We start from the raw sequence: 24,888 nt of genomic DNA on the forward strand, positions 1-24,888 counted from the left end.
CCTCAGGGCCGCAGGCGCTTGCGCATTTCCACGTGGGGGATCCCCGCTTCCTCGAACGGTTCGCCGCTGACGGCAAAGCCGGCTCGCTCGTAGAACGGTGCGGCATGCGTCTGCGCGTTGAGCACCAGTTCGGCATAGCCCAGTTCCACTGCCTTGCCCATCAGCGCCTGCAGCACCGTGGCGCCCACGCCCGTGCCCCGGGCGCTCGCCAGCACCGCCATGCGGCCGATATGGCCGTCCGGCAGCAGGCGTCCCGTGGCGACCGGCGTGCCGTCGTCGGCGAGCGCCACGGCGTGCCAGCTCGGCTCGTCCTGGTCGTCCCACTCCAGCTCGACGGGCACGCCCTGCTCTTCGACGAACACGGCATAGCGGATGGCGCGGGCGGTGTCGCGGGCTTCGGACCAAGGGAGGATCTGTACGGTAACGGGCATGGTGATGCGCAAAGGCAGGACAACATCGAAGGAAAGAAACGGAACGCCGCGGCGCGTGCGCCCCGCACGTATCGCGGGATGATACTGTGCCCGGCCGCCGGCCGTCTCGTCCGCCACCCCAACCGCAAGGAGACCGCATGCCCCGCTTTGCCGCCAATCTCTCGCTGATGTACGGCGAGCACCCGTTTCTGGACCGATTCGCCGCCGCGGCCGCGGATGGCTTTGGCGCGGTCGAATTCCTGTTTCCCTACGAGCATCCGGCCACGGAGATCCGCGCGCGGCTCGACGAGCATGGCCTCGCGCTGGCGCTCTTCAACGCGCCGCCGGGCGACTGGGGCGCCGGCGAGCGCGGCATGGCGGGCATACCGGGGCGCGAGGCGGAATTCCGCGACAGCATCGCGCGCGCGCTCGGCTATGCGGGCGCGCTGGGCAACGACAAGCTGCATGTGATGGCCGGTATGGTGCCGGCCGGCGCGGACCCGGCCCGCCATCGTGCCGTCTACCTGGAAAACCTGGCCTATGCCGCGCGTGCCGCCGCGGCGCAGGGGGTGACGATATTGATCGAACCGCTGAACCCGCGCGACATGCCCGGCTATCTGCTGCGGCGGCAGGACGAGGCGCAGGCAATCCGGAACGAAGTCGGCGCCGCCAACCTGAAAGTGCAGTTCGACTGCTACCACTGCCAGATCGTGGAAGGCGATGTCGCGACCAAGCTGCGCCGCGATATCGACGGCATCGGCCATATCCAGATCGCGGGCGTGCCGGGGCGCCATGAGCCTGACGTGGGCGAGCTGCACTATCCGTATCTGTTCGACCTGATGGACGAACTGGGCTACGGCGGCTGGGTGGGTTGCGAGTACCGCCCGCGCGCCGGCACGTCGGCCGGGCTCGGCTGGCTCAAGGCGTACGCGTCGCGCGCCTAGCCGCCGTCATGCCGCGGGCTTGACCGTCTCGTACTGCTCGATGGTTTCGCGCACCGGCCCCGGGATGGGCGCGGACTTTTGCGTGGCCGGGTCCGCGCACACGTAGACGATCTCGCCCGTGATCAGGTGCTCGTCGCCGCGGTACATCTCGACGCGGAACAGCATGCTGGATCGCCCCATGCGGGCGATGCGGCCGCGGATGTCGAGCATGTCGTCGAAGCGTGCCGACGCGTGGTACTCCAGCGTGGATTTGACGACGTAGATATCCACGCCGTGCGCGTGCAGCACGTCGTCGGGATAGCGGATGCCCACCGCGCGCCAATACTCGGTGACGCAGATATCGCAGTAGGTCAGGTAATGCGCGTTGAAGACGATCGACTGCGGATCGACCTCTGCCCAGCGCACGCGCAGCGGCATGCTGTGGCGAAATTCTTCCTTGGCCATTGGAACGCTCCCTCGGCAGGCTGGAAAGGAAAACGGCGTCGCGCCGGCGGGCGACCCTCTCGGGATATCGCACGCCGGCGCAACGCCGCGCGGCACAGCGCTTACTGCGGCTTGGCCAGGCCCAGCTTCTCGATGATGGCCTTTTCCTTCTTGACCGTCTCGGCCGCGAACTGAGCGTACTGCTCGGTGCCCATGTAGAACGGCTCCATGTCGAACTTGGCCAGCGACTCGCGGTAATTCGGCATCTCCATGGCCTTCTTGAAGGCGTCATGCAGCTTCTTGACGATGCGCGGGTCGGTGCCCTTGGGCGCGACCAGGCCGAACGGCGAGGTCTGCACGATGCCCATGCCCAGTTCCTTCAGCGTGGGCGTGTTGGGGAAGCGCGCCGAACGCTTGTCGCCCCAGGTGGACAGCAGGCGCAGCTTGCCCTGCTCCACATACGGCGCCCATGCCGGCGTATCGGCCACCGACATCACGTGGCCGCCGAGCAGCGCCTGCATCGACTCCGAATTGCCCTTGAACGGGATGTGCGAGAACTGGACGTTCTGCTTCATCGCCAGCTCTTCCATGGTCAGGTGCAGCGTGGTCATGGGGCCGGGCGTGCCGTAGGTCAGCTTGCCGGGATTGGCCTTGGCGTAGGCGATGTACTCCTGCATCGTCTTGATCGGCGAATCGGCGGGCACCACCAGGCCGAACGAGTAGCCGGCGAGGTTGATCACGTACGACAAATCCTTGACCGGGTCCCAGTTGATCTTGGTGGTGTACGGCAGGCGGTAGACCGGCATCGCGACCTGCGCGAGCGTATAGCCGTCCGGCTGCGTGGCCTGCATCATCTGCGCGGGCAGCACGCCGCCCGCGCCGGGCTTGTTCTCCACGATGACCGGCTGCCCGAGGATCTTCGAGGCGTTATCGGCCAGCACGCGGAACGGAATGTCGGTGGAGCCGCCCGCGGTGTAGCCGATCACCAGACGGATCGGGCGCTCCGGAAACTTGTCGGCCTGCGCTTGCGCCGGCGCTGCGACGAAAACCGTCGCGGTGGCAGCAGCGGCGAGCATGCCCGCGCGGGCGAGGAAATGGCGGCGTTGCATAAGTCTAGGTCTCCTGTTTGCAGCAAATCACTACTTGTGAAAATCCGGGGTTCTGTGACCGCCTTGGCTTTCGGTGCGCTGCCGGCCGGTCAACCGGCTGGCAGGGTGCCGAACGCCTGGCACAAGGCGCCGATCGCATCGTCGTGCGCTTTGGCCACGGCGGGAACAAACCGTCCCAGCTTGAAAAAATCGTGAATCATGCCCGGGTAGGACGCGAGCGCGGCGGCCACGCCCGCGCGCTGCAGCTTCCCGGCATAGGCCACGCCCTCGTCGTGCAGCGGGTCGTAGCCCGCCACCGCGATCCAGGCGGGGCAGCAGCCTTGTACATCGGCGCCGACGCCCGCGCCGTCCAGCGGCGCGAAGCGCCAGTCGTCGCGGTCGGCGTCACCGCGCAGGTATTGCGCGAAGAACCACTGGATCATCTGCGCGGTCAGCAGATAGCCGTCGGCCAGCGCGCGGTGCGACGGCGTGTCCTGGCGCGCGCAGGTGCCGGGATAGATCAGCATCTGCAGCACCGGAGACAGCCCCGTGTCGCGCGCCTCGATGGCACAGGCCGCGGCCAGCGTACCGCCCGCGCTGTCGCCGCCGATCGCGATGCGGGCCGGATCGGCCCCCAGGCCCGCCGCTTCGGCGAACAGCCAGTGCAGCACGTCGAACGCGTCGTTGACCGCCGTCGGAAATTTCCACTCGGGCCCCAGCCGGTAGTCCACCGACAGCACCATGGCCTGCGCGCGGTCGCACAGCAGGCGGCACAGCGCATCGTGCGAATCCACGCTGCCCACCGTAAAGCCGCCGCCGTGGAAATACAGCAGCGCCGGCAGCGGCTCGGCCCAGCTCGCGGCGCGCGGCGCGTACTGGCGCACCCGGATGGCGTGGCCATCGCGCGCGGTCACGCGCAGGTCCTCGACATGGTGCACCGGGCGCGGCGCGATATCGAGAATGGGTGCGCTCTTCTCGTAGGCGATCTTGGCGTCGGCCGGGTCCAGTTGATGAATCGACGGCCGCTTGGCGCGCGCGATCATGTCCAGCAGCTGCGCGATCTGCGGATCGAGCGGCGCGGACGCGGCGACGGGCGGCGTGGGCAACGTGGACGAGGACGGCACAGCGGACATGGACGGCGACGGGAATTTCGGCAGGCGCAGGGATACGGGTTCTGTCCTGTTCGATCAGCAACAGTTCGAATTGTGAACGAGCGTTCGATTTTAGTATGATGCCAGTGGTTTGTGGGCGTCCACCCCACGAAAATATGGCGGCGTATCCCGCTGTTCCGCGTTTTGCGCCATCATCGACCAGCGCGCGGCGCGGCGCATGCGCCGGTCCTCGCCACGCGCCATACCAAAAGCCGCAGAGAATCAGCAGGTTCCAGCCCGGAGACAAGCCATCATGGCCTTTATCTATTACCTGACCCATATTCATATGGATTTCGGCGCCGTGCGCCTGCTCAAGTCGGAATGCGAGCGCATCGGCATCCGCCGCCCGCTGCTGGTGACCGACAAGGGCGTGGTGGCGGCCGGCGTGGCGCAGCACGCGCTCGATGCGCTGGCCGGCCTGCCGGTGGCGGTGTTCGACGAGACGCCCTCCAACCCCACCGAGGCCATGGTCAAGAAGGCCTCAGACCTGTACCGGTCGCAGAGCTGCGACGGACTGATCGCCGTAGGCGGCGGCTCCTCCATCGACCTGGCCAAGGGCATCGCCATCCTGGCCACCCACCCGGGCGAGCTGCCGACCTACGCAACCATCGAGGGCGGCAGCGGCAGGATCACCGACCAGGCCGCGCCGCTGATCGCGGTGCCCACCACGTCGGGCACCGGCAGCGAAGTCGCGCGCGGCGCCATCATCATCCTCGAAGACGGCCGCAAGCTTGGTTTCCACTCGTGGCACCTGCTGCCCAAGTCCGCCATCTGCGATCCGGAACTCACACTCGGCCTGCCCCCGGGACTGACGGCCGCCACCGGCATGGACGCCGTGGCCCATTGCATCGAAACCTTTCTGGCGCCCGCCTTCAACCCGCCCGCCGACGGCATTGCGCTGGACGGCCTGGAACGCGCATGGACCCATATCGAGCGCGCCACCCGCGACGGCCAGGACCGCGACGCGCGCCTGAACATGATGAGCGCGTCGATGCAGGGCGCAATGGCGTTCCAGAAGGGCCTGGGCTGCGTGCATTCGCTGTCGCACCCGCTCGGGGGCCTCAAGGTGGAAGGCAAGACCGGGCTGCACCACGGCACGCTGAACGCCGTCGTGCTGCCCGCGGTGCTGCGCTTCAACGCGGACGCGCCCACGGTGGTGCGCGACCAGCGCTATGCGCGCATGCGCCGCGCCATGCATCTGCCGGACGATGCCGATCTGGCGCAGGCGCTGCACGACATGACGGCACGGCTGGGCCTGCCCACGCGGCTGGGCAGCATGGGCGTGACCGAGGACATGTTCGACAAGGTGATCGCCGGCGCGATGGTGGACCACTGCCACAAGACCAACCCGAAGGAGGCCAGCGCCGAGGACTACCGGCGTATGCTGATGGAATCGATGTAGCAGCGGCACCGTCGCCCGCGGGCTGCGCGGCTCGTTCCGGGTCCGTGCCCCCGGGCTTCACCATGGCAATTCCCACCGCAAGGAGGCAGTTCATGGCTGGCGAACACCTGCAGGTCGTCCACGGAGACATTACCCGGATGGAAGTCGACGCCATCGTCAATGCCGCCAACAGCGGCCTGATGGGCGGCGGCGGCGTCGATGGCGCCATTCATGGCGCGGGAGGGCCGGCCATCATGGAGGCGTGCCGCGAGATCCGCGAGTCGCAGGGCGGCTGCCCGACCGGCCAGGCGGTGATCACCACGGGCGGCCGGCTGCCAGCGCCGTATGTGATCCATGCCGTTGGCCCGGTATGGCATGGCGGCGGCCAGGACGAGGACGCGCTGCTCGCCAGCGCCTACCGCAACAGCGTCGCGCTCGCCGCCAGCAAGGGCCTGCGCACGCTGGCCTTTCCCAATATCAGCACCGGCATCTACGGCTTTCCGCGCGAGCGCGCCGCCGACATCGCCATCGCCGCGGTGCGCGAGGCGCTGGCCGCCGCGCCCGGCATCGAGCAGGTGACCTTCGTCTGCTTCGACGAGGAAAACTACCGCCTGTATCGCGAGCGGCTCGCCGGCACCTGAACCGGCACCCGAGCCGGCGATCTGTCGCGCCTATCGCACCGCGCTGCGGATCAGCAGGTTGATCCGCTCCGGCTGCTCATGCACGACCCAGTGCGTCGCGCCGGGGATGCGCTCCAGGCGCAGGTCCGGCACGAAGCGGTCCAGTCCATCGACCAGCGAGGCCGGCAGCGCCTTGTCGTTCTCCGCCCAGATCACCAGCATGGGCACGCGCACCACGAACTGCGCGGGGTCCAGCCGCGAGATGTCCGGCGGCGGCTCGCCCGGCCCCGGCGGATGCATCGGCGAGGCGCGGTAGTAGTTCACCCCGCCGGTCAGGGAATGGCTGCCCTCCTCCCCCGGCTGGGACCATGCCGCCCGGTATTTGTCGCGTGTCTCGCCGCTGAACCAGGGCGCGGGCTGCTCGCCGGAGGCCGTCAGCAGGGCCTCCAGCCGCGCGAAGTTGTCCGCCGCCAGCACCTGCTCGGAGCCGGGCTTGCGCAGCCAGTTCATATAGGCGGAGGCGGCCTGCTGCTTCGGATCCGTCGCCAGCGCCTGCGCGAACAGATAGGGATGCGGCGCGTTGATGATGATCAGCCGCTCCAGCAGCTGCGGATGCTGGATCGCCAGGTTCCAGCAGATTGCCCCGCCCCAGTCGTGCGCCACCACCACGCAACGGTCATAGCCCAGCGCACCGATGAGCTGCACCAGGTCTTCGACGATATGTTTGGGCCGGTAGGCGTCCACGGCGGCGGGCTTGCTGGACAGGTTGAAGCCGCGCAGATCGGGCGCCACCGCGAAATGGGTCTTGCCGAACTCGGCAAGCTGCGCCTCCCACTCGTACCAGAACTCCGGGAAGCCATGCACGAACAGCATCAGCGGCTTGCCGCGCTCGCCGGCGCTGGCGTAATGCAGCCGCGTGCCGTTGGGCAGCGTGGCGAACTGCAGATGCTGAATCACCGCCGGTGCGCCCATGGTCGTCTCCGTCGCGCTGCCTGTCATGTCTGCCTCCGATGCATGGTTCGTGCCTGAGATTTCTTTGCTCCCGCCAAGGGCGAAGACGCATCAAGCCCTGCCGGTATGCTTCCCTCTCCCGCCAGCGGGAGAGGGGAGAAAAATCGGTGGTCACCCCCGCAATGCCGCCACCAGCCCCGCCCTCACGTCCGGCTTGCCGGTGAACGGATCGCCCGGATTGCGCTGCCCCACCACATCCTCGAAGCGCTGCTGCACGGGCCCCAGCGCATGCGGATGCGAGTAGATGTAGAACTGCTCCTCGCGGATCGCCTCGAACGTGAGCCGCGCCACGTCGGCGGCGCTGACCTTCCCCGATGTCACCGCCTTGTCCGACATCGCCTGCGAGACGAGCTGCGAGCGCGTCGGCGGCGCCTCGTTGGCGAGGTCGGCGGGCCGGTTGCGGTGCGACTGGTGAATGCCCGTAGGCACGAAATAAGGGCATAGCACCGAGCAGCGAATCTGCTCGCTCACCAGGCTCAGGTCCTGGTAGAGCGATTCGGACAACGCCACCACGCCGTGCTTGGACACGTTGTACACGCCCATGGCCGGCGCATTGAGCAGCCCCGCCATCGACGCCGTGTTGACGATATGGCCCTCGTAGCCGGGATCCCTGGCGGCGGCCTCCAGCATCAGCGGCGTGAAGATGCGCACACCGTGGATCACGCCGTACAGATTGACGCCGAGCACCCAGTCCCAGTCCTTCAGCGAGTTTTCCCATACGAGGCCGCCCGCGCCGACCCCCGCATTGTTGAACAGCAGGTTCACCGTGCCGAACTCCGCCATCGCGGCATCGGCCAGCGCCTGTACCTGCTCCGCGCGCGACACATCGGTCCGCACGCCGATGGCCGGCGTGCCCTGCGCCCTGAACTCCGCGACGGTGGCATCCAGCGCGTCCTGCTGTACGTCGGCCAGCACCAGTTTCATGCCCAGGCCCGCGCCCAGCTTCGCGAACTCCTTGCCGAACCCCGATGCGCCGCCGGTAATGACGGCCACCCTGCCCTCGAACTGTTTCATGCGTCTTGTCTCCTCCGGAATCGTTTGCCGCAACGCCGCTCAGTCGAGCAGGTCCGGCTGTTCCTTGACGATGCGCGCATACAGCGGCTGGAACTGGAACCAGCCGGCCTGCGCGGTCCCCACGATGGAATAGGATTGGCGCGCCGCGGCATCCGAGATGGTGCGGGGCGCGGTGCCGGTGCGCGCGGCGGCCGCCTCGGCAAGCAACTGCACCTGGCACGAACGCTCCATCGTGATGAACCACCACGCGGCCTCGTCGACGGTGCGACCCACGGTCAGCAGGCCATGGTTGAGCAGGATCGCGGCCTTGTGCGGCCCCAACGCATTGGCAATGCGCTGGCCCTCGTCCAGCTCCACCACCACGCCGCCGAATTCGTCGTACAGCGCGTGGTCGTTGTAGAACGCGCACACGTCCTGCGTCAGCGGATCGAGCTTGCGCCCGAGCGTGGACCACGCGCGCCCGTACGTGCTGTGCGAGTGCGCGGCGGCCACCGCATCCGGGCGCGTCTGGTGCACGCGCGAGTGGATCGCGAAGGCGGCGGCATTGACCGGGTAGTCGCCCTCGACCACATTGCCGTGGTGGTCGCAGCGGATCAGGTTCGAGACGTTGACCTGGCTGAAATGCACGCCGAACGGATTGACCCAGAACGTATCGGTGTGCTCGGGGTCGCGCGCAGTGATATGGCCCGCCACCCCTTCGTCGAAACCAAACTTCGAGAACAGGCGGAAGGCCGCCGCAAGCCGCTGCTTGCGGTGCAGGCGTTCCTCCGCCACGGTGGCGAACTGCGGCGGGCGCGGCAGCACCCGGTATTTGGCCTTGACCTCTTCGGGCAGGCCGGCGGCCATGTCGTCCGGAGCGTTCATGATGGTCTCCTCCTGTACCTGGGTCAGACCAGCTTGACCAACTGCTTGCCGAAGTTCTTGCCCTTGAGCAGGCCCATGAACGCTTCGGGCGCGCTCGCCAGCCCCTGGGCCACCGACTCGCGGAACTTGATCTTGCCCTGCGCCACGCCGTTGCCCAGTTCAGACAGCGCCTGCGGCCACACGTCCATATGCTCGGAGACGATGAAGCCCTCGATCTTCAGGCGCGACACCAGGATCATGCGCGGGTTCTTCATCGGCAGCGGCTGCCCGTCATAGCCGGCGATCATGCCGCACACGGCGATGCGCCCGAAGGCGTTCATGCGCGAGAGCACCACGTCCAGGATCTCGCCGCCCACGTTCTCGAAATAGCCGTCCACGCCGTCGGGCGTGGCTTCCTTCAGCATCATGTACAGCGCCTTGGAATCGGCGGCGGCCTTGTAGTCGATGCAGGCGTCGAAGCCCAGCTCGTTGACCACGTAGTCGCACTTCTCCTTGCCGCCCGCGATGCCCACCGCGCGGCAGCCCTTGAGCTTGGCGAGCTGGCCCACGACGCTTCCCACCGCGCCCGAGGCGGCGCTGACCACTACGGTCTCGCCGGACTTCGGCTCGATGATCTTGTTCAGCCCGTACCACGCGGTCACGCCAGGCATGCCGACCGAGCCGAGATAGGCCGACAGCGGAATGTGCGTGGTGTCGACCTTTTGCAGGCCGCTGCCGTCCGACACGCCGATCTCCTGCCAGCCGAACATGCCGACGACCTTGTCGCCGACCTGGAACTTCGGATTCTTCGAGGCTTCCACCTCGCCCACGGTGCCGCCGATCATCACCTCGCCCAGCGGCTGCGGCGAGGCATACGACTTGCCCTCGTCCATGCGGCCGCGCATATAGGGATCGAGCGACAGGTAGTGGTTGCGCACCAGCACCTGGCCGTCCGCAAGCTCCGGCACGGGCGCCTCTTCCAGGCGGAAATTGTCCGGCGACACGGCGCCGCTGGGACGGGAGGCGAGAACGATGCGCTGATAGGTGTTGGGCATGGCGAAATCCTTGTAGTGGGTCAGGCGTGGGTCGTCGTGTCTGGATGGTGCTGCGTCGTTGCGTCTTCGTTGCCGGCGTGCTCAGCCGTCGGCGCCGGTATCCGGCTCGCGCTGCGGCGGCGCGCGCTTGATGTACTTGAAGGTGCCGGAGGCGCGGGCCACCAGCTTGCCGTCGTCGTCCACCACCTCGGCCTCGCAGAAGGCCATGGTGGTGGTGCGATGCACGCAGTCGCCGCGCGCGGTCAGCGTGCCGCGGCCCGGGGCCATGAAGGTGGTCTTCATCTCGATGGTGACCACGCCGCGGCCGTCGCCCTCGGCGTCGGCCGAGCGGCTGGCCATGGCCATCGCCACGTCGAGCAGCGTCATCAGCACGCCGCCGTGCGCCATCGACCAGCCGTTCTGGTGGCGTGGCTCGATGGGCAGCACGATCTCGCTGAGGCCGCCGCCGAAATGGCGGCAATGCACGCCCATGTCGGCGAGGAAGGGAATGGGAATGGGAAAGCCATTGTCTTGCGTCATGATTCCACGTCCTGCGGCGCAATGAAGTCGGGAGATGCGCGGCACGACCCTGCGGTCGCGCCGCGCCGCCTGCGGAGGATCAGACGGCGCTGACGCCGCCGTCCACCGCGAGAATCTGGCCGGTGATGTGCTTGCCGGCCTCGCTGGCGAACAGCAGGGCCGCGCCCTTGAGGTCCTCGTCGTCGCCCAGCCGGCGCAGCGGCACGCCCTCGCACATGCGGTCCACGCCAAGGCGGTCCAGCGAGCCCTGCGTCATCTTCGACGGAAAGAAGCCCGGTGCCAGCGCATTGACGGTGATATTGTGCTCGCCCCATTCGCCCGCCAGCGTGCGCGTGAAGTTGACCACGGCGCCCTTCGAGGTGTTGTAGGCGATGGTCTCCATGGTGCCCGGCGGGTTGCCCGCGAGGCCGGCGATGGAGGCGACGTTGATGATGCGGCCGTAGCGGCGCGGAATCATCGAACGCGCGCCGATGCGCTGGGTCAGCAGGAACAGGCCGCGGATATTCAGGTTCATCACCTTGTCCCACGCCTGCACCGGATGCTCCTCGGCGGGCGCGCCCCAGGTTGCGCCGGCATTGTTGACGAGGATATCGACGTGGCCGAGCTGGGCCAGCGTTTCGTCCGCGAGCCGCGCGATATCGTCATCGCGGGCGCCATCCGCGGCGATCCAGTCGGCCTCGATGCCGCGCGATTTCAGGTGCGCCTGGGCGGCCTGCAGTTCGTCGGCCTTGCGCGCGGACAGCACCAGGCGCGCGCCCTGCTCGCCCAGTGCCTCGGCAATCTGCAGCCCCAGCCCGCGCGAGCCGCCGGTGATCAGCGCCGTGCGGCCCTTGAGGTCGAACAGTTGCTGGATGGTCTTCATGTTGTCGTCTCCTGTGTCTTGTCGTTGTTGTCGTTGTTGTTGTCGTCGTCGTTTTCGTTGCCGCCGTCAGAACCACGCGTCCTGCATGTCCAGCGTGGTGCGGTCCAGCGACGCCAGCAGGTCCAGTTGCGGCTCGACCTTGGGCAGCTCCCAGCGGAAGAAGTACGCCGCCGCGGCCAGCTTGCCGCGATAGAAGTCCGCCGTCGCGGCGTCGGCCCCGGCCAGCGCGGCGTGCGCGACGAGCGCCTGCTCCAGCCACATCCAGGCGACGACCACGTGGCCGAACGCCTCAAGATAGACCGATGCGTTGGCCAGCGTCACCGCGGGATCGCCCGCCGCCCACAGCGTGGCCGTCACCTCGCCCAGCCGCTTGACCGCGGCGGCCAGCTCGCGCGCATGCGCGCCCAGCGCCGCGTCGCCGCTGCCAGTCGCGCGCCCGATAGTTGCCTGCACCCGCTCGCCGAGCAGGCGGAAGGCGGCGCCATCCTTCATCACCACCTTGCGGCCCAGCAGGTCCAGGCCCTGGATGCCGTGCGTGCCTTCGTGGATGGGATTGAGCCGGTTGTCGCGATAGAACTGCTCGACGTTGTACTCGCGCGTATAACCGTAGCCGCCATGCACCTGGATCGCCAGGTTGTTGGCCTCCAGGCACCACTGCGACGGCCAGCTCTTGGCGATCGGCGTCAGGATATCGAGCAGCAGCGCGAGCCGTTCGCGCGCCTCGCCCTGCGCCGCATGCTCCTCGTCGACCAGCCGCGCGCAATACAGGTTCAGCGCCAGCCCGCCCTCGACATAGCTCTTCTGCGCGAGCAGCATGCGGCGGATATCCGCATGCTCGACGAGCCTGACCTGCGGGCTCGACGGGTCCTTGCCGCCCGGGCCAACGGGCCGGCCCTGCGGCCGGTTGCGCGCATAGTCCAGCGCGTGCAGATAGCCGGTGTAGCCCAGCATCACCGCGCCGAGGCCTACGCCGATGCGGGCCTCGTTCATCATGTGGAACATGCAGGCCAGGCCCTTGTGCGGCTCGCCCACCAGGTAGCCGATGGCGCCCGCCTTGCCGCCGGGGCGGTACTTCGTGCCCTCGCCAAAGTTCAGCAGGCAGTTGGTGGTGCCGCGATAGCCCATCTTGTGATTGAGCCCGGCCAGCACCACGTCGTTGCGCTCGCCGAGCGAGCCGTCCTCGTTGACGAGGAACTTGGGCACGATGAAGAGAGAAATGCCCTTGACCCCCGGAATGGTCTTGCCATCGGGACCGGGAATCTTGGCCAGCACCAGATGCACGATGTTGTCGGACAGCTCGTGCTCGCCGGCCGAGATCCACATCTTGTTGCCGCGCAGGCGGTACTGTGCGCCCAGTGGCGATTCGCCCTCGTAGTCCGCTCGCGTGGTGATGTCCGACAGCGACGAGCCGGCCTGCGGCTCGGACAGGCACATGGTGCCGAAGAACCGCCCCTCCAGCTCGGGCTTCACGAACGTCTCGATCTGTGCCGGCGTACCGTGCGCGAGCAGCAGGTTGGCGTTGCCGATGGTGAGGAACGGATAGGAGCTGGTGCCGACGTTGGCACCCTTGAAATACGCGAGTCCCGCCTTCTCGACCACCACGGGCAGCTGCATGCCGCCCAGCTCGTAGTCCTGGCCGGCCGCCATCAGGCCCGATGCGCAGAAGGCATCGAGCGCGGTCTTGACCTCGGGAATGATGGTGACGGTCTCGCCGTCGAAGTGCGGCTCCTGCTGGTCGCTCTTCTTGTTGTGCGGGGCGAACAGATCGGTGGCGATCTTCTCGCAGGTATCGAGCGCGGCGTCGAAGGTCTCGCGCGAATGGTCCGCGTAGCGCGGGATTTCCGTCAGCTGCTGGACATGCAGCCATTCGTACAGCAGGAATTCGAGGTCCCGGCGGGACATGATCATCGACATGGCGGCAGAGGCTCCGGGAACGGTATCAACGGGAACGTTGCATCGACAGGCGGGCAAAAAAAAGCGCCGGCGTTCGCACGCGGCGCTTGACTGGTTCAGCCGGCATCGCCGAGGTCGCTGCCATGCGCGATCAGGTCCATCCACATGGCGGCGCCCCGGCGACGCGGCTTACAGCACTTCGAACAGGCCGGCCGCGCCCTGGCCGCCGCCGATGCACATGGTTACCACCACGTACTTGACGCCGCGGCGCTTGCCCTCGATCAGCGCATGGCCGACCAGGCGCGCGCCCGACACGCCGTAGGGGTGGCCCACCGCGATCGCGCCGCCGTTGACGTTCAGGCGGTCCATCGGAATGCCCAGCTTGTCGGCGCAGTACAGCACCTGCACCGCAAACGCCTCGTTCAGCTCCCACAGGCCGATGTCCTCGACCTTCATGCCGGTCTTCTTCAGCAGCTTTGGCACGGCGAACACCGGACCGATGCCCATTTCATCGGGCTCGCAGCCGGCCACCGCGAAGCCGCGGAACGCGCCCAGCGGCTGCAGGCCACGGGCTTCCGCCACCTTGGCGTTCATCACCACGGCGGCCGAGGCGCCATCGGAGAACTGCGACGCATTGCCCGCCGAAATCACGCCGCCCGGCATGGCGGTACGGATCTTCGACACGCCTTCCAGCGTAGTATCGGCGCGGATGCCTTCGTCGGCGGAGACCGTCACTTCCTTGGTCATCAGCTGGCCGGTCGCCTTGTCGGCCACGCCGGCGAGCACCGTCAGCGGCACGATCTCGTCCTTGAACTTGCCGGCTTCCTGCGCCGCGGCGGCCAGTTGCTGGCTGCGCACGCCGTACTCGTCCTGGCGCTCGCGCGAGATGTTGTAGCGCTTTGCCACGTTCTCGGCGGTCTGCAGCATGCTCCAGTAGATCTCGGGCTTGTTCTTGGTCAGCCAGCCTTCGTTGATCATGTGGCGGTTCATTTCCTGCTGCACGCAGGAGATGCTCTCCACGCCGCCGGCCACGAAGATGTCGCCCTCGTCGGCGATCACCCGCTGCGCGGCCATGGCGATGGTCTGCAGACCGGACGAGCAGAAGCGGTTGACGGTGGCGCCCGGCACGGTCACGGGGCAACCGGCGCGCAGGGCGATCTGGCGGGCGATATTGGCGCCGGTGGCGCCTTCGGGATTCGCGCAGCCCATCAGCACGTCCTCGACTTCGCCGGCCTCGATCTTCGCGCGCTCGATGGCGTGCTGGACCACATGGCCGCCCAGGGTCGCGCCGTGGGTCATGTTGAAGCCGCCCTTCCAGCTCTTGGCCAGACCGGTGCGTGCGGTGGATACGATGACTGCCTCGTTCATGTCTTGCTCCTCGGAATCTCGGTTGTCTTGCGACTGTGTTCGTTCGGTATGTTCGGCTTGGCGTTGCTTCGGCTCAGGCAGCGGCGGTTGCAGGGTTCAGCAGGTCGGCGGCGCGCAGGCGCTGCACGCCCGCCGCCTCCAGGCTGCGCCACGCGGCGGCGAGCGATCCGTCCAGGTCGATCGCGCGGCAGGCATCCTCGACCACCGCGGCCTCGAAACCGGCCGCGCGTGCATCGAGCGCGCTCCAGGCGACGCAATAGTCCGTCGCCAGGCCCACGCAGAAGACCCGCCGCACGCCGTGCTCGCGCAGATAGCCTGCGAGCCCGGTGCGTGTGGTGCGGTCCGCCTCCATGAAGGCGGAATAGCTGTCCACCTCGCGGTGATGGCCCTTGCGGATCAGCAGCGTGGCGTGCGGCACATCCAGCGCCGCATGCAGCGCGGCGCCCTCGGTGTCCTGCACGCAGTGGCTGGGCCACAGCACCTGCTCGCCATACGGCAATGCCCGGGTCTGGAACGGCTCGGCGCCCGCGTGATTCGCGGCGAAGGAAACGTGGTCGGCGGGATGCCAGTCCTGCGTCAGCACGACGCGGTCAAAGGCCCGGGCGAGCCGGTTGATGACGGGCACGACCTCGTCGCCGCGCGGCACGGCAAGCGCCCCGCCCGGCATGAAGTCGTTCTGCACGTCGATCACCAGCAGGCAGTCTTCCTGCCCGTAACGCCGGTCCTCCAGCTCCCGCGCCATCGCGCCTCCCTCGCTTCGCCCTGTGCCGTGCCTTCAGCCAATCAATCAGCCGTTGAAGCCCTTGCCTTCGGCCGCCAGCTTGGTCAGCAGCGGTGCCGGCTGCCAGGCTTCGCCGTGATAGCCCTTGGCGTAGCGCGACATCGCCAGCGCCACGTTGTACAGGCCGACCTGGTCGGCGTAGAGCATCGGGCCGCCGCGGAAGATCGGGAAGCCGTAGCCGGTCAGGTACACCATGTCGATGTCCGACGCCTTGGAGGCGATGCCTTCTTCCAGGATCTTGGCACCCTCGTTGACCAGCGCGTACACCAGCCGTTCGACGATCTCCTCGTCCGAGATCTTGCGGCGCGTGATGCCCAGGTCCTTGGAGTGCTGCACGATCATGTCGTTGACCTGCTGGTTCGGGTACGGCTTGCGGTCGCCCGGCTTGTAGTCGTACCAGCCGGCGCCCGTCTTCTGGCCGAAGCGGCCCAGCTCGCACAGCAGATCGGCGGTCTTCGAATACTGGATGTCCGGCTTGTCCACGGCGCGGCGCTTGCGGATGGCCCAGCCGATATCGTTGCCGGCCAGGTCGCCCATGCGGAACGGACCCATGGCGAAGCCGAACTTCTCGATGGCCTTGTCGACCTGCTCGGGCAGCGCGCCTTCGTCCAGCAGATAGCCCGCCTGGCGGCTGTACTGCTCGATCATGCGGTTGCCGATGAAGCCGTCGCACACGCCGGAGACCACGGCCGTCTTCTTGATCTTCTTGGCCACCTGCATGACCGTGGCCAGCACGTCCTTGCCGGTCTTCTCGCCGCGCACCACTTCCAGCAGCTTCATCACGTTGGCCGGGCTGAAGAAGTGCATGCCCACCACGTCCTGAGGACGCTTGGTGAACGAGGCGATCTTGTTGACGTCCAGCGTGGAGGTGTTCGAGGCCAGGATGGCACCAGGCTTCATCACCTCGTCCAGCTTCTTGAACACCGTTTCCTTGACGCCCATCTCCTCGAACACGGCCTCGATCACCAGGTCCGCGTCCTTGATCTCGTCATAGGACAGCGTGGTGGAAAGCAGGCCCATGCGCTGCTCGACCTTCTCCGCCGTCAGCTTGCCCTTCTTGGCGCTGTTCTCGTAGTTGCGGCGGATGGTGGCCACGCCGCGGTCCAGCGCTTCCTGCTTGGTTTCCAGCACGATCACCGGAATGCCGGCGTTCAGGAAGTTCATCGAGATGCCGCCGCCCATGGTGCCGGCGCCGATCACGGCCACCTTTTCGATCTTGCGCACCGGGGTGTCCGACGGCACGTCGGGAATCTTGCTGGCGGCGCGCTCGCCGAAGAAGGCATGGCGCAGCGCGCGCGATTCCGGCGTGGTCACCAGCTCCATGAAGCCGGCGCGCTCGATCTTCAGGCCCTCGTCGAAGGACTTGAGCGACGCGGCGACCGCCTCCACGCACTTGAGCGGCGCGGGGAAGTTCTTGGCCACGGCCGAGACGGTATTGCGGGCGAAGGCCAGGAAACCGTCGGCATTCTCGTGGCGCACCTTCAGGTCGCGCACCTTCGGATGCGGGCCGGCGGCATTGCCGGCGTTCTTCGCGAACTGGATCGCGGCGGGCAGCACGTCGCCTTCCACGACCTCGTCGAACAGCTTGGTGCCGGCAAGCTTCTCCGACGGCACGGCCGTGCCCGAGACGATCATGTTGAGCGCCGCCTCCAGGCCGATCACGCGCGGCAGGCGCTGCGTGCCGCCGGCGCCCGGCAGGATGCCCAGCTTCACTTCGGGCAGCGCGATCTGCGCGCCCTTGGCCGCCACGCGGTAGTTGCAGCCCAGCGCCAGTTCGAGGCCACCGCCCATCGCGACGGTATGGATCGCCGCCACCACGGGCTTGGTCGAGCCTTCCACCACCTTGATCACCGAATGCAGCGTGGGCTCCTGCGTCGCCTTCGGCGTATTGAATTCGCGGATGTCAGCGCCGCCCGAGAACGCCTTGCCGGCACCGGTGATGACGATGGCCTTGACGGCCTCGTCATCCAGCGCACGGGTCATGCCTTCGACGATGCCCAGCCGGGTGCTGTGGCCTAGACCGTTGACCGGGGGATTGTCGAGCGTGATGACGGCCACGCCGTCCTGAACCTGATACTGCGCTGTCATGCTGGTTCCTTTGGTGTCTTGAAGTTGTCTCGGGATTCGAATTCTCGAATAGTTATGTTGGCGTCGGCGTACCGCGAGGTCCGCTCTGCCGGGCGCGCGTCCCGTCGGGAAAACCCTTGTGTCGGGCGGCATGCCGGTGCGCGAGCCAAACAAGCATACACAAAATAGAACGGTCGTTCAATTTGGATTTTCGAAGGACTGCGATGCAACCGGCAGGACCTATAAGGGCCGTGCATGGGAGCATTCAGCCTAGTGCATTCCGACCCGGAAAACCGCATGCGGGCGGCAAGGCCGCGCGTAAAAAAGTCCTGCCGGGGCAGGACCGAGGATCGCCTCTAGAGCGGGCTTGCCCTACACCTCCAGCCACTCCTTGCGCACCTTCGGATCGGCCTTCAATGCCTGCGGCGTCCCCTCGAAGACGATATGCCCGTGCCCCATCACATAGACCCGCTGGGAGATGTCGAGCGCGATGGCAAGCTTCTGCTCGATCAGCAGCACGGACACGCCGCGCTCCTTCAACGTCTTCAGATAGTCGCCCACCAGCGCGACGATCATCGGCGCCAGCCCTTCGGTGGGCTCGTCGATCAGGATCAGGTCGGGGTCGCCCATCAGCGTGCGGCACAGGGTCAGCATCTGCTGCTCGCCGCCCGACAGCACGCCGGCCACGGTGTTCTCGCGGTCCTTCAGCCGCGGGAACATGCGGAACATGTCGTCGACCGACCAGCGCGGCTTGCTCTGCCGTGGATTGGGCTTTTCGCCCAGCAGCAGGTTCTGCCGCACGGTCAGCGTGGGGAAGATGTCGCGGTTCTCCGGCACGTAGCCCACGCCCAGGTGCGCGATCTCGAACGTGCGGCGCCCCAGGATCTCCTCGTCGCGAAAGCGCACGGAGCCCTCGGCCTTGACCATGCCGAGGATGGCCTTGGCCATGGTGGAGCGCCCCACGCCGTTGCGGCCCAGCAGCGCGACGATTTCGCCCTCGTCGATATGCAGGTCGACGCCGTGCAGGATATGGCTCTTGCCGTAGTAGGCGTGCAGGCCCTGCACGTCCAGCATGCGCTTGCCCATCAGTGCCCTCCTTCCATCGCGCCGGCGGCCGCGGGCTCGTCCAGCGTGGTACCGAGATAGGCTTCCTTGACCTTGCGGTTGGCGCGGATCGCCTCCGGGGTATCGGTGGCGATCACCTCGCCATAGACCAGCACCGAGATGCGGTCCGCGAGCCCGAACACCACGCTCATGTCGTGCTCCACCATGATCAGCGTCTTGCCCACCGTGACGCGGCGGATCAGCTCCACCGCATGGTCCGACTCCGAGCGGCTCATGCCCGCGGTGGGCTCGTCCAGCAGGATCACGTCGGCGCCGCCCGCGATGGTGATGCCGATTTCCAGCGCCCGCTGTTCGGCATAGGTCAGCAGGCCGGACTGCGTTTCGCGGCGATGCTGCAGGCCGATCAGCTCCAGCACCTCGTCGGCCCGCTCGCGCGCATCGCGCAGCTCCGACAGCCGGTGCCAGAACGAATACTTGTAGCCCAGCGACCAGAGCACCGCGCAGCGCAGGTTCTCGAACACCGACAGCCGGTGAAAGATGTTGGTGATCTGGAAGCTTCGCGACAGCCCCTTGCGGTTGATCACGAACGGCTGCAATCCGCCGATCTCCTCGCCGTTGAGCCGCACCGAACCCGACGTCGGCGCAAAGCGGCCGGAGATCAGGTTGAAGGTGGTCGACTTGCCGGCCCCATTGGGCCCGATCAGCGCGTGCCGCTCGCCGCGGCCGATGCTCAGGTTCACGCCGCGGATGATTTCGGTCTGGCCGAACTTCTTGCGCACATCGATCAGTTCCACCGCCGCCGTCATGCCGCGCCTCCGTTCATTTCCGCCTGCACCCTGTCCCAGACCACGCGCGCCTGCCGCGTGGTGATGCGCCACGCGAACAGCCCCACGGCCCACAGCGCAGCCGCGACGAGCCACGGCGTCAGCGTCGCCGCGTCGAAGGCGATGCCGAACATGGTCATCGCCGTGCCGTTGGCGGCATCGACCTGCACCTTGTAGACCAGTTCCACCGTCAGAATCACGGCCGCCAGCAGCACGATCCCGGCCGCGCCGGACTTGAGGTAGGCGGGCACCATGGCGCCGAATTTGCGGCGGGCGATCAGCGGCAGCTGCATCATCAGCAGGCTTGCCAGGCCGCCCGGCACGAACATCACCGTGGCGACGAAGAACAGGCCCAGGTACAGCAGCCACGCCTTGGTCAGGTCGGACAGCGCTACGGCGAAGAGGATAAAGACGATCGCGCCGATGATGGGCCCGAAGAAGAAGCCAGCGCCGCCGATGAAGGCCGCCAGCAGCACGCCGCCCGAGCGCACGGCGCTGACGTTCTCGGCCGAGACGATCTCGAAGTTGATGCAGGCCAGCGCTCCGGAAATGCCTGCGAAGAACGCCGACAGGATCAGCACGAGGAAGCGCACCCGCTGCGTGTTGTAGCCGATGAACTCGACGCGCTCCGGGTTGTCCCGCACGGCGTTCGCGATGCGGCCCAGCGGCGTCTGCGTCCAGGCGAACATTGCCGCCATCGACAGCAGGCACCAGACCGCGATCAGGTAGTACACCTGCCGGCCCGGGCCGAAGGTGATGCCCAGGAAGGGCTCGCCGACCACGCGATTGGTCGAGATGCCGCCCTCGCCGCCGAAGAACTCCGGGAACATCAGCGAGCTGGCGAACACCATCTCCCCGATGCCCAGCGTGATCATCGCGAACGTGGTGCCGGACTTCTTGGTGGTCACGTAGCCGAAGATGATGCCGAAGAAGGCGCCGGCGATGCCGCCCACCAGCGGCAGCAGGGATACCGGCAGCCACGCGGAGCCCGCGCCCACCATATTGAGCACGTGCACCGAGATGAACGCGCCCATGCCCGAATAGACCGCATGCCCGAAGGACAGCATGCCGGTCTGGCCCAGCAGCATGTTGTACGACAGCGCGAATATGATCATGATGCCCATCTGCGACATCAGCGTGATGGCAAACCCGCCGGAGAAGATCAGCGGCGCCACCAGCATCGCCAGCGCGGTCAGGCCCCAGATCAGCCAGCGCCCCAGGTTCAGTGGCCGGTAGCGCATGGTCCGGCCGCTATGCACGGCATCGCGCCGCTGTTGCATCGTCGTTTCCATGGTCATCAGCTCTCCCGGGTGCCCATCAGGCCGCGCGGCCGGAATATCAGCATCACCACCAGCAGCAGATAGGGCAGCACCGGCGCCACCTGGGCCACCGTCAGCTTCCACAGCGAGTAGAACGGCGTCTCCGCGGTCACGGTCAGGCCGATCGAAGTGAACAGGCCCGCCAGCGAGGCGTCGATGGTCACCGCGAAGGTCTGCAGCAGCCCGATCAGGATGGACGCGATAAACGCCCCCACCAACGAGCCCATGCCGCCGACCACCGCGACCACGAACACGATGGAACCCACCGCGGCCGCCATCGACGGCTCGGTGATGAAGGCGTTGCCGCCAATCACGCCCGCCAGCCCCGCCAGCGCCGCGCCGCCGCCGAACACCAGCATGAACACGCGCGGCACGTTATGGCCGAGCGCCTCCACCATTTCCGGATGGGTCAGCGCGGCCTGGATCACCAGGCCGATGCGCGTGCGCGTGAGCACCAGGTAGATGGCCACCAGCATCGCCAGCGACACCAGCATCATGAACGCGCGGTACTTGGGGAACGACGAGGTGAACACCGAGAACAGCGGCCCGTCCAGCTCGGCGGGGATGCGGTACGGCACCGCGGCCAGGCCCCAGACCAGCTTCACGCCCTCTTCGATCAGATAGGCCAGCCCGAAGGTGAACAGCAGCTCGGCGACATGGCCGTACTTGTGCACCGTGCGCAGGCCGAAGCGCTCGACCAGCGCACCCGCCACGGCCACCAGCAGCGGCGCGAGGATCAGGGCCGGCCAGAAGCCGATCTTGGTGGCAATGGAGTAGGCGAAATACGCGCCCAGCATGTAGAAGCTGGCGTGCGCGAAATTGAGCACGCCCATCATGCTGAAAATCAGCGTAAGCCCGGAGGACAGCATGAACAGCAGCAGCCCGTAGCTGACGCCGTTCAGCAGGGAGATGATGAAGAATTCCAAGGCAAGTCCTTCATTCTGACGCCGGCGCGCATCGCCATGCGCCGGCCCGACGGAGAAGGTGAGCGACACCCACCGGGGCGGTGAGAATACCACCGGCCCCTGCCCCGCGGCCTCATGGCAAGGCCGGGTCTATGGGGATCGCAGCGCTCGCAGGCGGATGGCCGCGGACGGCGGCCGATCCAGCGGGCGCGGCGACGTGCCCAAGGGCCGGCCCGCCGCGCCCGCGGCCCGCGTTCAGGACGGCCGCTTCATCTGGCAGGACGTGGGCTGCGCGCCGACCGAGGCATCCATGACCGCCTCCGTCTTCCAGCCGTAGCCAGTGTTTTCCTGGTCGTACTTCACTTCCTTGCCATCGACCTTGGTCCACGTGGCGATATTGAGCGGCTGCTGCGCCTGGTGGTCGCTCGCGCGCATCTCCACGGTGCCGTTCAGGCTTTCGACCTTGATGCCCTCGAGCGCCTTGGCCACCTTGACCGGATCGGTCGACTTGGTGTCCTTCATCGCCTTGCCCAGCATGGCCACGCCCGTGTAGGCGGCCATCACGTAGAAGTCGTCGTTGTACTTCTTCTTGTAGCCTTCGATGATCTCGGAGCCGCGGAAGCCCTTGTTGTTCGGGTTGTAGTAGCCCACGTACTTGACGTGGTCCGCACCCGCCGCGCCCATCGCGGTCGGCACGCCGGTGGTCGCCCCGTAGTAGGTGTAGTAGTTGGCGTTCAGCCCGCCATCCTTGCCCGCCTTGATCAGCAGCGCCAGATCGCTGCCCCAGTTGCCGGTGATCACCGTATCGGCCCCGGCCGCCTTGATCTTGGCGATATACGGCGCGAAGTCCTTGACCTGCGCCAGCGGGTGCAGGTCCTCGCCCACGATCTGCACGTCCGGGCGCTTGCGCTTGAGGTAGTCCTTGGCCGCGCGCGCCACCTGATGGCCGAACGAGTAGTTCTGGTTGATCAGGTAGACCTTCTTGACGTTCGGATCCTTGGCCAGGAAGGAGGTCAGCGCCTCCATCTTCATGTCCGAATTGGCATCGAGCCGGAAATGCCAGTAGTTGCACTTGCTGTTGGTCATGTCCGGATCGACCGCGGCATAGTTCAGGTACACGATTTCCTTGCCGGGATTGCGCTCGTTGTGCTTGGCCACCGCGTCCTGCAGCGCCAGTCCGACCGACGAGCCATTGCCCTGCACCACGTAGCGGATGCCCTGGTCCACCGCCTGCTTCAGGATGGTCAGGCTTTCCTGCGGCGAGAGCTTGTTGTCGAAGCCCACGATCTCGAACTTGTGTCCGCCGGCCCAGTCCTTCTGGTTGGCGATCTCCGCGACGTACTGCCAGCTCTTGAGCTGGTTCTGCCCCACGGGCGCCATCAGGCCGGAAAGCGGGTCGATAAAGGCAATCTTTACCGTCTCCGCCGCGGCGGCGCCCGAGCCGAGCGCGGCAACGAGGGCCACGCCGGCGACGAGCGGACGCAATGTGATCATGGTTGTCTCCTTCACTCTCTTGATCGTTGGCTTTCGCTTCGATTGGCGGGAGACGCCTGTGCCGGCCCCTTTCCCGTCCGGTCCCGGCGCCGCGCGCCCCGCCTGTGCGGGGGCGCGCCGCGCCGTGGATGCCGCTCGCGCCGCCGGGGTCAGGCCCCGGGCAGCCGATAGTCCTTGAACTGCTCGCGCAGCTTGAGCTTCTGCATCTTGCCCGTGGCCGTCAGCGGAATCTCGGTGACGAAGGCCACGTCGTCCGGAATCCACCACTTGGCGACCTTGCCCTCGAAGAACTTGAGCAGTTCCTCGCGGCTGACCTCGGCGCCGGCCTTCTTCATTACCACCAGCAGCGGGCGCTCGTCCCATTTCGGGTGATGCACGGAGATGCAGGCCGCCATATGCACCGCCGGATGGGCGGCGGCCACGTTCTCGATATCGATGGAGGAAATCCACTCGCCGCCGGACTTGATCACGTCCTTGCTGCGGTCGGTGATCTGCATGTAGCCATCGGGGTCGATGGTGGCCACGTCGCCTGTCGGGAACCAGCCGTCGACCAGCGGCGACGCATCGTTGCGGTAGTACTGCGTGATGACCCACGGCCCGCGCACCATCAGGTCGCCGAAGGCCTTGCCGTCCCACGGCAGTTCCTTGCCTTCGCCGTCGACGATCTTCATGTCCACGCCGTAGATCACGCGGCCCTGCTTCTCCAGGATCTTCTGCTGCTCGTCCTCGGGCAGCACCAGATGCTTGGCCAGCAGCTTGCACGAGGTGCCCAGCGGCGACATCTCGGTCATGCCCCAGGCGTGGATCACTTCCACGCCGAGCGCGTTGAGCGTACGGATCATCGCGGGCGGCGCGGCCGAGCCGCCGATCACCGTCCGCTTGAACGAGGAGAACTTCAGGTCGTTGGCCTGCACATGCTGCAGCAGCCCGAGCCACACCGTCGGCACGCCGGCGGAGAAGCTGACCTTCTCCTGCTCGAACAGCTCGTACAGCGAGGCCCCGTCGAGCTTGGCGCCCGGAAAGACCAGCTTGGCGCCGACCAGCGGCACCGCATACGGCAGGCCCCAGGCGTTGACGTGGAACATCGGCACCACGGGCAGGATCACGTCCTTGGCCGAGCAGCCGAGCGCATCGGGCAGCGCCGCGGCATACGAATGCAGCACGGTCGAGCGATGCGAATACAGCGCGCCCTTCGGGTTGCCGGTGGTGCCGGACGTGTAGCACAGGCTCGAGGCGCTGTTCTCGTCCAGTTGCGGCCATTCGTAGTTGCCGTCCTGCGCCTCGACCAGTTCCTCGTAGCACAGCAGCGGCACCTTCGGCTCCGCGGGCATATGGGCGCGGTCGGTCATCGCCACCCAGCCCTTGACCTGCGGGCAGTGCGGGGCCAGGCCCTCGACCAGCGGCAGGAAGGTCAGGTCGAAAAAGACGTAGCGATCGTCGGCGTGATTGACGATATAGGCGATCTGCTCGGGGAACAGCCGGGGATTGATGGTGTGGCACACGGCGCCGCTGCCCGAGACCGCGTAGTAGATCTCCAGATGGCGATAGCCGTTCCAGGCCAGCGTGCCGATGCGCTCGCCGGGCTGCACGCCCAGGGTCTGCAGGGCCTGCGCCAGCTTGCGGGCGCGCAGCTCGCAGTCGCGGTAGGTATAGCGGTGCAGGTCGCCTTCGGTGCGGCGGGACACGATCTCCGTGGTCCCATAGTGGCGCGCGGCGTGCTTGATGATGGAGGAAATGAGCAAGGGCTCGCCCATCATTTGTCCCATCAATGCCATGGACTGGTCTCCTGTACTTTGCTGTACTTTTGTCAGCGCCGGCTCCGAAAGCGAACAGGCGTTCTATTTTTGGTCC

The 24,888-nt window shown here is 67.0% G+C and carries 23 protein-coding genes; 3 read left to right on the top strand and 20 right to left on the bottom strand.

What is annotated here, in order from left to right; all coding sequences use genetic code 11:
* Positions 1 to 2: 2 nt before the first annotated feature.
* Positions 3 to 431, bottom strand: a complete 429-nt coding sequence (locus LDO27_RS08455) for a GNAT family N-acetyltransferase (RefSeq protein WP_222201088.1) — start codon at positions 429 to 431, stop codon at positions 3 to 5.
* A 137-nt stretch (positions 432 to 568) separates the two neighbouring features.
* On the opposite strand from LDO27_RS08455, the gene otnI reads away from it, so the two are divergent.
* Positions 569 to 1,354: a 2-oxo-tetronate isomerase gene (otnI, locus tag LDO27_RS08460; protein WP_224041117.1), complete on the top strand. Its 786-nt coding sequence runs from the start codon at positions 569 to 571 to the stop codon at positions 1,352 to 1,354.
* A gap of 6 nt (positions 1,355 to 1,360) precedes the next feature.
* Here the strand turns inward: otnI and LDO27_RS08465 are convergent, their stop codons facing one another.
* The 3 genes from LDO27_RS08465 to LDO27_RS08475 form a co-directional block, all read right to left on the bottom strand.
* Positions 1,361 to 1,798: a YbgC/FadM family acyl-CoA thioesterase gene (locus LDO27_RS08465; protein ID WP_222201090.1), complete on the bottom strand. Its 438-nt coding sequence runs from the start codon at positions 1,796 to 1,798 to the stop codon at positions 1,361 to 1,363.
* Between the two features lie 101 nt (positions 1,799 to 1,899).
* Positions 1,900 to 2,886, bottom strand: coding sequence for a tripartite tricarboxylate transporter substrate binding protein (locus tag LDO27_RS08470; protein WP_222201091.1), 987 nt, complete (start codon positions 2,884 to 2,886; stop codon positions 1,900 to 1,902).
* A gap of 89 nt (positions 2,887 to 2,975) precedes the next feature.
* The gene (locus tag LDO27_RS08475) at positions 2,976 to 3,998 is read right to left on the bottom strand and encodes an alpha/beta hydrolase (RefSeq protein ID WP_224041119.1); all 1,023 of its coding nucleotides are present in this window, start codon (positions 3,996 to 3,998) and stop codon (positions 2,976 to 2,978) included.
* A gap of 271 nt (positions 3,999 to 4,269) precedes the next feature.
* Between LDO27_RS08475 and LDO27_RS08480 the strand changes: the two genes are divergently transcribed.
* Together LDO27_RS08480 and LDO27_RS08485 are read left to right on the top strand one after the other, a co-directional pair.
* Entirely contained in the window at positions 4,270 to 5,418 is a 1,149-nt protein-coding gene (locus LDO27_RS08480; protein WP_224041121.1) for an iron-containing alcohol dehydrogenase, read from the top strand.
* Positions 5,419 to 5,510: 92 nt separating this feature from the next.
* Positions 5,511 to 6,038, top strand: a complete 528-nt coding sequence (locus LDO27_RS08485) for an O-acetyl-ADP-ribose deacetylase (RefSeq protein ID WP_224041124.1) — start codon at positions 5,511 to 5,513, stop codon at positions 6,036 to 6,038.
* Positions 6,039 to 6,068: 30 nt separating this feature from the next.
* Here the strand turns inward: LDO27_RS08485 and LDO27_RS08490 are convergent, their stop codons facing one another.
* The 16 genes from LDO27_RS08490 to LDO27_RS08565 all read right to left on the bottom strand — a co-directional run bounded on the left by LDO27_RS08490 (position 6,069) and on the right by LDO27_RS08565 (position 24,812).
* Positions 6,069 to 6,989 (bottom strand): alpha/beta fold hydrolase, encoded by a 921-nt coding sequence (locus LDO27_RS08490; protein WP_224042490.1) that lies wholly within the window; start codon positions 6,987 to 6,989, stop codon positions 6,069 to 6,071.
* A 150-nt stretch (positions 6,990 to 7,139) separates the two neighbouring features.
* The gene (locus LDO27_RS08495) at positions 7,140 to 8,042 is read right to left on the bottom strand and encodes an SDR family oxidoreductase (protein WP_224041126.1); all 903 of its coding nucleotides are present in this window, start codon (positions 8,040 to 8,042) and stop codon (positions 7,140 to 7,142) included.
* A gap of 39 nt (positions 8,043 to 8,081) precedes the next feature.
* Positions 8,082 to 8,906, bottom strand: a complete 825-nt coding sequence (locus LDO27_RS08500; RefSeq protein ID WP_224041128.1) for a class II aldolase/adducin family protein — start codon at positions 8,904 to 8,906, stop codon at positions 8,082 to 8,084.
* A 23-nt stretch (positions 8,907 to 8,929) separates the two neighbouring features.
* Entirely contained in the window at positions 8,930 to 9,940 is a 1,011-nt protein-coding gene (locus LDO27_RS08505; RefSeq protein WP_224041129.1) for an NADP-dependent oxidoreductase, read from the bottom strand.
* 81 nt (positions 9,941 to 10,021) lie between these two features.
* Positions 10,022 to 10,459: a PaaI family thioesterase gene (locus LDO27_RS08510; RefSeq protein ID WP_222201098.1), complete on the bottom strand. Its 438-nt coding sequence runs from the start codon at positions 10,457 to 10,459 to the stop codon at positions 10,022 to 10,024.
* A gap of 79 nt (positions 10,460 to 10,538) precedes the next feature.
* On the bottom strand, positions 10,539 to 11,321 hold the full coding sequence (locus LDO27_RS08515) for an SDR family oxidoreductase (protein ID WP_224041131.1): 783 nt from the start codon (positions 11,319 to 11,321) through the stop codon (positions 10,539 to 10,541).
* Positions 11,322 to 11,387: 66 nt separating this feature from the next.
* The gene (locus LDO27_RS08520; RefSeq protein WP_224041133.1) at positions 11,388 to 13,235 is read right to left on the bottom strand and encodes an acyl-CoA dehydrogenase; all 1,848 of its coding nucleotides are present in this window, start codon (positions 13,233 to 13,235) and stop codon (positions 11,388 to 11,390) included.
* Positions 13,236 to 13,403: 168 nt separating this feature from the next.
* Complete coding sequence (locus LDO27_RS08525) at positions 13,404 to 14,582, bottom strand: acetyl-CoA C-acyltransferase (protein ID WP_222201101.1); 1,179 nt, start codon at positions 14,580 to 14,582, stop codon at positions 13,404 to 13,406.
* A 73-nt stretch (positions 14,583 to 14,655) separates the two neighbouring features.
* Positions 14,656 to 15,324 (bottom strand): bifunctional nicotinamidase/pyrazinamidase, encoded by a 669-nt coding sequence (gene pncA / locus LDO27_RS08530; RefSeq protein WP_222201102.1) that lies wholly within the window; start codon positions 15,322 to 15,324, stop codon positions 14,656 to 14,658.
* Positions 15,325 to 15,369: 45 nt separating this feature from the next.
* The gene (locus LDO27_RS08535; RefSeq protein WP_222201103.1) at positions 15,370 to 17,451 is read right to left on the bottom strand and encodes a 3-hydroxyacyl-CoA dehydrogenase NAD-binding domain-containing protein; all 2,082 of its coding nucleotides are present in this window, start codon (positions 17,449 to 17,451) and stop codon (positions 15,370 to 15,372) included.
* A 351-nt stretch (positions 17,452 to 17,802) separates the two neighbouring features.
* Positions 17,803 to 18,516, bottom strand: coding sequence for an ABC transporter ATP-binding protein (locus LDO27_RS08540; protein ID WP_224041135.1), 714 nt, complete (start codon positions 18,514 to 18,516; stop codon positions 17,803 to 17,805).
* Entirely contained in the window at positions 18,516 to 19,301 is a 786-nt protein-coding gene (locus tag LDO27_RS08545) for an ABC transporter ATP-binding protein (protein WP_224041137.1), read from the bottom strand. The genes LDO27_RS08540 and LDO27_RS08545 overlap by 1 nt, the downstream gene beginning before the upstream one ends.
* A complete protein-coding gene (locus tag LDO27_RS08550) occupies positions 19,298 to 20,611 on the bottom strand; it encodes a branched-chain amino acid ABC transporter permease (protein WP_224042492.1) in 1,314 nt (437 codons plus the stop codon). The genes LDO27_RS08545 and LDO27_RS08550 overlap by 4 nt, the downstream gene beginning before the upstream one ends.
* A gap of 5 nt (positions 20,612 to 20,616) precedes the next feature.
* Positions 20,617 to 21,564, bottom strand: coding sequence for a branched-chain amino acid ABC transporter permease (locus LDO27_RS08555; protein ID WP_222201106.1), 948 nt, complete (start codon positions 21,562 to 21,564; stop codon positions 20,617 to 20,619).
* Positions 21,565 to 21,798: 234 nt separating this feature from the next.
* Positions 21,799 to 23,037: a branched-chain amino acid ABC transporter substrate-binding protein gene (locus tag LDO27_RS08560; protein WP_222201107.1), complete on the bottom strand. Its 1,239-nt coding sequence runs from the start codon at positions 23,035 to 23,037 to the stop codon at positions 21,799 to 21,801.
* Positions 23,038 to 23,186: 149 nt separating this feature from the next.
* A complete protein-coding gene (locus tag LDO27_RS08565) occupies positions 23,187 to 24,812 on the bottom strand; it encodes a 3-(methylthio)propionyl-CoA ligase (RefSeq protein WP_224041138.1) in 1,626 nt (541 codons plus the stop codon).
* Positions 24,813 to 24,888: the final 76 nt, after the last annotated feature.

It is taken from the genome of Cupriavidus respiraculi (genome assembly GCF_914271545.1).
Lineage (GTDB): Bacteria > Pseudomonadota > Gammaproteobacteria > Burkholderiales > Burkholderiaceae > Cupriavidus > Cupriavidus respiraculi.

Excerpts from the sequence above, each read along its gene's own strand:
- LDO27_RS08455 (WP_222201088.1), bottom strand. The coding sequence starts at position 431 with ATGCCCGTTACCGTACAGATCCTCCCTTGGTCCGAAGCCCGCGACACC.
- otnI (WP_224041117.1), top strand. The coding sequence starts at position 569 with ATGCCCCGCTTTGCCGCCAATCTCTCGCTGATGTACGGCGAGCACCCG.
- LDO27_RS08465 (WP_222201090.1), bottom strand. The coding sequence starts at position 1,798 with ATGGCCAAGGAAGAATTTCGCCACAGCATGCCGCTGCGCGTGCGCTGG.
- LDO27_RS08470 (WP_222201091.1), bottom strand. The coding sequence starts at position 2,886 with ATGCAACGCCGCCATTTCCTCGCCCGCGCGGGCATGCTCGCCGCTGCT.
- LDO27_RS08475 (WP_224041119.1), bottom strand. The coding sequence starts at position 3,998 with ATGTCCGCTGTGCCGTCCTCGTCCACGTTGCCCACGCCGCCCGTCGCC.
- LDO27_RS08480 (WP_224041121.1), top strand. The coding sequence starts at position 4,270 with ATGGCCTTTATCTATTACCTGACCCATATTCATATGGATTTCGGCGCC.
- LDO27_RS08485 (WP_224041124.1), top strand. The coding sequence starts at position 5,511 with ATGGCTGGCGAACACCTGCAGGTCGTCCACGGAGACATTACCCGGATG.
- LDO27_RS08490 (WP_224042490.1), bottom strand. The coding sequence starts at position 6,989 with ATGGGCGCACCGGCGGTGATTCAGCATCTGCAGTTCGCCACGCTGCCC.
- LDO27_RS08495 (WP_224041126.1), bottom strand. The coding sequence starts at position 8,042 with ATGAAACAGTTCGAGGGCAGGGTGGCCGTCATTACCGGCGGCGCATCG.
- LDO27_RS08500 (WP_224041128.1), bottom strand. The coding sequence starts at position 8,906 with ATGAACGCTCCGGACGACATGGCCGCCGGCCTGCCCGAAGAGGTCAAG.
- LDO27_RS08505 (WP_224041129.1), bottom strand. The coding sequence starts at position 9,940 with ATGCCCAACACCTATCAGCGCATCGTTCTCGCCTCCCGTCCCAGCGGC.
- LDO27_RS08510 (WP_222201098.1), bottom strand. The coding sequence starts at position 10,459 with ATGACGCAAGACAATGGCTTTCCCATTCCCATTCCCTTCCTCGCCGAC.
- LDO27_RS08515 (WP_224041131.1), bottom strand. The coding sequence starts at position 11,321 with ATGAAGACCATCCAGCAACTGTTCGACCTCAAGGGCCGCACGGCGCTG.
- LDO27_RS08520 (WP_224041133.1), bottom strand. The coding sequence starts at position 13,235 with ATGTCGATGATCATGTCCCGCCGGGACCTCGAATTCCTGCTGTACGAA.
- LDO27_RS08525 (WP_222201101.1), bottom strand. The coding sequence starts at position 14,582 with ATGAACGAGGCAGTCATCGTATCCACCGCACGCACCGGTCTGGCCAAG.
- pncA (WP_222201102.1), bottom strand. The coding sequence starts at position 15,324 with ATGGCGCGGGAGCTGGAGGACCGGCGTTACGGGCAGGAAGACTGCCTG.
- LDO27_RS08535 (WP_222201103.1), bottom strand. The coding sequence starts at position 17,451 with ATGACAGCGCAGTATCAGGTTCAGGACGGCGTGGCCGTCATCACGCTC.
- LDO27_RS08540 (WP_224041135.1), bottom strand. The coding sequence starts at position 18,516 with ATGGGCAAGCGCATGCTGGACGTGCAGGGCCTGCACGCCTACTACGGC.
- LDO27_RS08545 (WP_224041137.1), bottom strand. The coding sequence starts at position 19,301 with ATGACGGCGGCGGTGGAACTGATCGATGTGCGCAAGAAGTTCGGCCAG.
- LDO27_RS08550 (WP_224042492.1), bottom strand. The coding sequence starts at position 20,611 with ATGGAAACGACGATGCAACAGCGGCGCGATGCCGTGCATAGCGGCCGG.
- LDO27_RS08560 (WP_222201107.1), bottom strand. The coding sequence starts at position 23,037 with ATGATCACATTGCGTCCGCTCGTCGCCGGCGTGGCCCTCGTTGCCGCG.
- LDO27_RS08565 (WP_224041138.1), bottom strand. The coding sequence starts at position 24,812 with ATGGCATTGATGGGACAAATGATGGGCGAGCCCTTGCTCATTTCCTCC.